Source organism: Longimicrobium sp. (assembly GCF_036387355.1).
GTDB lineage: Bacteria > Gemmatimonadota > Gemmatimonadetes > Longimicrobiales > Longimicrobiaceae > Longimicrobium.
On record NZ_DASVTX010000154.1, the window covers coordinates 1 to 4,069 of the forward strand.

Annotated in this window: 3 protein-coding genes, 5 tRNA genes and 1 other RNA gene; 1 reads left to right on the top strand and 8 read right to left on the bottom strand. The window is 63.9% G+C overall.

Annotated elements, in window-relative coordinates; translation table 11 throughout:
• Nucleotides 1-170: 170 nt before the first annotated feature.
• Nucleotides 171-779, top strand: a complete 609-nt coding sequence (locus VF665_RS07120; protein ID WP_331052719.1) for an Ig-like domain-containing protein — start codon at nucleotides 171-173, stop codon at nucleotides 777-779.
• A 200-nt stretch (nucleotides 780-979) separates the two neighbouring features.
• Here the strand turns inward: VF665_RS07120 and VF665_RS07125 are convergent, their stop codons facing one another.
• From VF665_RS07125 to VF665_RS07160, 8 genes are all read right to left on the bottom strand, one after another.
• Nucleotides 980-1,645 (bottom strand): RloB family protein, encoded by a 666-nt coding sequence (locus tag VF665_RS07125; RefSeq protein ID WP_331052720.1) that lies wholly within the window; start codon nucleotides 1,643-1,645, stop codon nucleotides 980-982.
• Nucleotides 1,645-2,925: an AAA family ATPase gene (locus VF665_RS07130; protein WP_331052721.1), complete on the bottom strand. Its 1,281-nt coding sequence runs from the start codon at nucleotides 2,923-2,925 to the stop codon at nucleotides 1,645-1,647. The genes VF665_RS07125 and VF665_RS07130 overlap by 1 nt, the downstream gene beginning before the upstream one ends.
• Before the next feature lie 154 nt (nucleotides 2,926-3,079).
• A tRNA-Arg gene (locus VF665_RS07135) sits at nucleotides 3,080-3,153 on the bottom strand.
• An 11-nt stretch (nucleotides 3,154-3,164) separates the two neighbouring features.
• An RNA gene (gene rnpB, locus VF665_RS07140) (RNase P RNA component class A) lies at nucleotides 3,165-3,523 on the bottom strand.
• Nucleotides 3,524-3,553: 30 nt separating this feature from the next.
• A tRNA-Leu gene (locus tag VF665_RS07145) sits at nucleotides 3,554-3,637 on the bottom strand.
• 24 nt (nucleotides 3,638-3,661) lie between these two features.
• Nucleotides 3,662-3,745: transfer RNA gene (locus VF665_RS07150), tRNA-Leu, on the bottom strand.
• A 40-nt stretch (nucleotides 3,746-3,785) separates the two neighbouring features.
• Nucleotides 3,786-3,859, bottom strand: a tRNA-Arg gene (locus VF665_RS07155).
• Between the two features lie 42 nt (nucleotides 3,860-3,901).
• Nucleotides 3,902-3,974 (bottom strand) — tRNA-Lys (locus VF665_RS07160).
• Nucleotides 3,975-4,069 lie beyond the last annotated feature (95 nt).

The window sequence follows — 4,069 nt, forward strand, 5'->3', positions numbered from 1 at the left end:
TCCGGAAAAGGGCTCGCCGCCAGACAAATGTGAGCCCTGCCGGGGTAAAAATCAGGGAACCACCTTGCGATACCGGCGGAATGGGTGCATACTTATGCGAAGCCCAACAATCCCGTCGTCCGCGCGCCGTCTCTCCGCGGCGCGGTCACTCACCGCCCTCAGGCTTGCCCATGAAGAACACACTGCGTCGTACTCTTGTCCTCGGTCTGTCCGCGCTGTTCGTGGCTTCGTGCAGCGATGACACGTCGTCGCCGCAACTCATCGGGTCGGTAGTGGTGTCGCCGCTGTCCGCCACGGTGGTCGCCGGCAACAAGCAGCAGCTGACCGTCAACGTTACGGACACGGACGGAAACGTCATCACCGGCGAGCCGGTGGTGTGGACCAGCGGCAACACCAACATCGCCACGGTGAGCCAGACCGGCGAAGTCACGGCGGTTGCCGCTGGCGGCCCGATCCTGATCACGGCCTTCGTGGGCGGCAAGACCGGCCACACTGCGCTTACGGTACTTCCGGTGCCGGTCGCCACGGTGACGCTGACCCCGAACCCGGCTTCCGTTCAGGTGGGGCGTACCACCAACCTGACGGTCACCACGCGTGACGCGAACAACAACGTGCTCACGGGCCGGACGGTCACCATGACCAGCAGCAACGCCAATGTCGCCACGGTGACCAACGCCGGCGTCGTGACCGGTGTGGCGGTCGGCTCGGCCACCATCACGGCCACCTCGGAAGGCCGCACGGCGACCACCGTCGTCAACGTGGTCGCGGCGACTCCGTAACCCTCACGCGACCCCGGAGCGGCGCCCGCCGCCGCTGTGGGATCCCGTTCGGCGCAGAACCCCGGCCTCCTTCACGGAAGCCGGGGTTCTCTGCTTTCCAGGGCCAGAGCCTCCGCGTGGTTGTGTCCGCGCTGGCACGAAGAAACCCCGTCGCGATCCCTCGCGACGGAGTTTTCCGTGCCTGTGCCCGACCGTGCCAGCTACCCCCGAGGGCTGGGGGCCAAGCGAGCCGACCGGCTGTTCTCGTCGATCCGCGACATCAGCTTGTGGACTCCTGTCGACGGATTCTCGCCCGCGGTACCCATCGCCTCGTGCCGCTGATCCAGCGCCTGAGCCCTGCGCACCGCGTCCGTAAAACCGCCGTCCAGGGCGGCGAAACGCAGGTGCTTGTCGTAGCCGGGCAGATGACGGGTCAGCCTTCGCCTCGCATCGGCGGCGGACAGGTGTGCCGAGTGATCCGCGAAGTGCAGCAGCAGCCAGAGTTCAAAACAGGGATTCGAGATGGCGAGTTCGATCCCCTCCCAGGCCGCCAACGCGCGGGCGCTGTCCAGCCGGGAATGCTCGTCCACATCCAGGACGCACCAGACCTGGTCGTACGCCAGATTGCGATCGTCAGCGCGGCGCGCCTTGTGACGGGCCTCGTTGCGGAGTTTGATCGCACGCTCCACCAGCACGAGCGGGTCGCCTCCTGGCGCACGTACGTCGAGCCGAACGGCGGCTACGCCGCGCGTGACGTTGAAGCCCTCGATGTACTGGCGTTCCGTCACCTGCCCCTCACACACGATGAGGAAGGTAGGAAGCACGTCGCGGATCGGGCCGCGCCGCCGGAGCGGCCCTCCCGAATCTCTTCGGTTCTGCCTCGCCATCAGTCAGCGGCGGACTGCTGCGGGTCAAAGTTGCCGAGAGCGGGCACCGCCCCATAGCGGCCCTGCAGATACCCGCGTTCCAGATTCTCGTGCTTCCGTGCCTTGAAGTCCGTCAGCGGAAAGAGCCGCGTCGCGCCGTCCTCCCCCTTCTCTGTGAACCACACCTGGTCGCGGCGCAGGAGGGAGGAGTCGAGGAGGTTGGTGTCATGCGTGTTGAAGATCAGTTGGGCGTTCTTGGGATTCGTCCCCTGCTCGTTGAACAGCTCCACGATCTTCATTGCCAGCTGCGGGTGCAGGCTGCGGTCGAGTTCATCCACCACCAGCACGCCGCCTGTTTGCAGTGTGGCGACGATCAGCCCAGCCAAGCCGAACAGCACTCGCGTTCCGCGGGATTCCTGATCGAAAGGAAGACTCTCATCGACATCTGCCACCTTGGTGCGATGCCTGAGTTGAACACTCGTCACCACTCGGGGCAGAGCATCGGCATATTCCCTCCATTCCGGAGTATCCGATCTGATGTTCCATCGATCGGCAAACGTGGGAAAATCGTCCACGTCAACGTCCAGGCCGGTAATCCCGAGATCGGCAGACTCAAGCAAGCCCAAGATGGGAACTCGCCCAGTTTCGCTGATGCATATCTGAGATGCGGCCAGTTCACGCCCTGCCATGTCCTGCTCATCGGTGACTAGGAGATTGGCACTGAACCACCTGTACACCGGCGCTAGCATGGCGTGGTTGTTCTGCGCGGCCGCTGAAAGGAAGAGGCTATTGGGCCGCGTGAATCCGCTGATCGCACGATTCTCGCCTTTCAAGAGGCGGCTGAATTCGAATTCCTGCCCGCGTGAAGCATCGCGGGTGAACCATTCCTGCTTTCGCCCTCTTGGATACGCGTACAGCCATTCCTCGAGAATGCGCGAATCATCTGCCACGAATCCGTACTCGTAGCGAACTCCGCCCAGAAGCAGATCCACTCCCCACAGAGACGGCTCGGCCGCGGAACTGGCGTCCAGTGCGAATGGCGAACGCGGAATCTTGGCGTCGGGTGCCCAGGTGCGCTGAGAGTCCGAGACGGCGGACTTCATGAATTCCAGCGCGTGCATCACGGTCGACTTTCCCGAAGCATTCGGCCCGTAGATCGCGGCGGTGCGCAGCAGGTCCACGCCGAACCGGCCCGCGCGGACCACCGCTTCGGGATGCTCGGAGAGCGGCGATGCGACGAGCGAAAGTTCCTGCTCATCGCGGATGGAGCGGAAGTTTTCTACGCGGAAGCGGATGAGCAACGGCGGCAACTCCGGCAATGGGAATGCGAGAACCTGCACTTTCGGCGACCAACACGCAGGAATCTGCGACAAAACCGGTTGAAAGTACAGGACGGCGTAACTGCCGGACGCAGAAAACCCCACCGCGATGACTCGCGATGGGGCTTTCTGTTCATGCGCCCGACAGGATTCGAACCTGTGACCTCTAGCTCCGGAGGCTAGCGCTCTATCCAGCTGAGCTACGAGCGCGCATGTACGGGATGTGGAGGCGAATAAGCCGAGTTCTGTCCCCGTTGCCGGGGGAGGATCATTTCTCTAGGGCCGACGTTGCCGCCGGCCTCCAGCAGCCTACCCGAGGCTCAGATGGAGCGGGCCGCTCCTTGCCTCTGCTTGGCCTTGCTCCGGGTGGGGTTTGCCATGCCGCGGACTGTTGCCAGCCGCGCGGTGCGCTCTTACCGCACCGTTTCGCCCTTGCCTGAGCCCGAAGGCCATCGGCGGTCTGTTTTCTGTTGCACTTTCCGTCGCCTCACGACGCCCGGCCGTTAGCCGGCACCCTTGCCCTGTGGAGCTCGGACTTTCCTCGCCGCCGCGAACGGCGCCGCGATCCTCACTCGCCTCCCGCTACCCGGATTGTCAAAACAACCTGCAGTGCCCAGGAGAGGACTCGAACCTCCACGCCGGTTAAGGCACCAGATCCTTAGTCTGGCCTGTCTACCAGTTTCAGCACCTGGGCAGGGTGCCATGGTTCCCGCGACAGTGCTCCCGAGAGGACTCGAACCTCCACGAGCTTGCGCCCACTAGATCCTGAATCTAGCGCGTCTACCAATTCCGCCACAGGAGCAGAACCGTCGCCGGACAACCACAAGCTTCACAAGAACAGGTGCGCCCGGAGAGATTCGAACTCCCGGCCTTCTGATCCGTAGTCAGACGCTCTATCCAGCTGAGCTACGGGCGCACGAGCGTTGCTTCGGTCCCCACCACCGGGCCGAAGCACCAGTGCACCGAGTAGGAATCGAACCTACAACCTTGGGATTAAGAGTCCCCTGCTCTGCCGGTTGAGCTATCGGTGCATTCAGCGGGCAGGAGGGTGAATGTACACCGCCCGGCCCCATCGGTCAACCCCGCACGGGCGTTTGCGGCCGCGTCAGCGCGCCGCCGACGCGCA

What these genes read in the sequence shown, in the direction of transcription:
- VF665_RS07120 (WP_331052719.1), top strand. Translation starts at nt 171, where the DNA reads ATGAAGAACACACTGCGTCGTACTCTTGTCCTCGGTCTGTCCGCGCTG.
- VF665_RS07125 (WP_331052720.1), bottom strand. Translation starts at nt 1,645, where the DNA reads ATGGCGAGGCAGAACCGAAGAGATTCGGGAGGGCCGCTCCGGCGGCGC.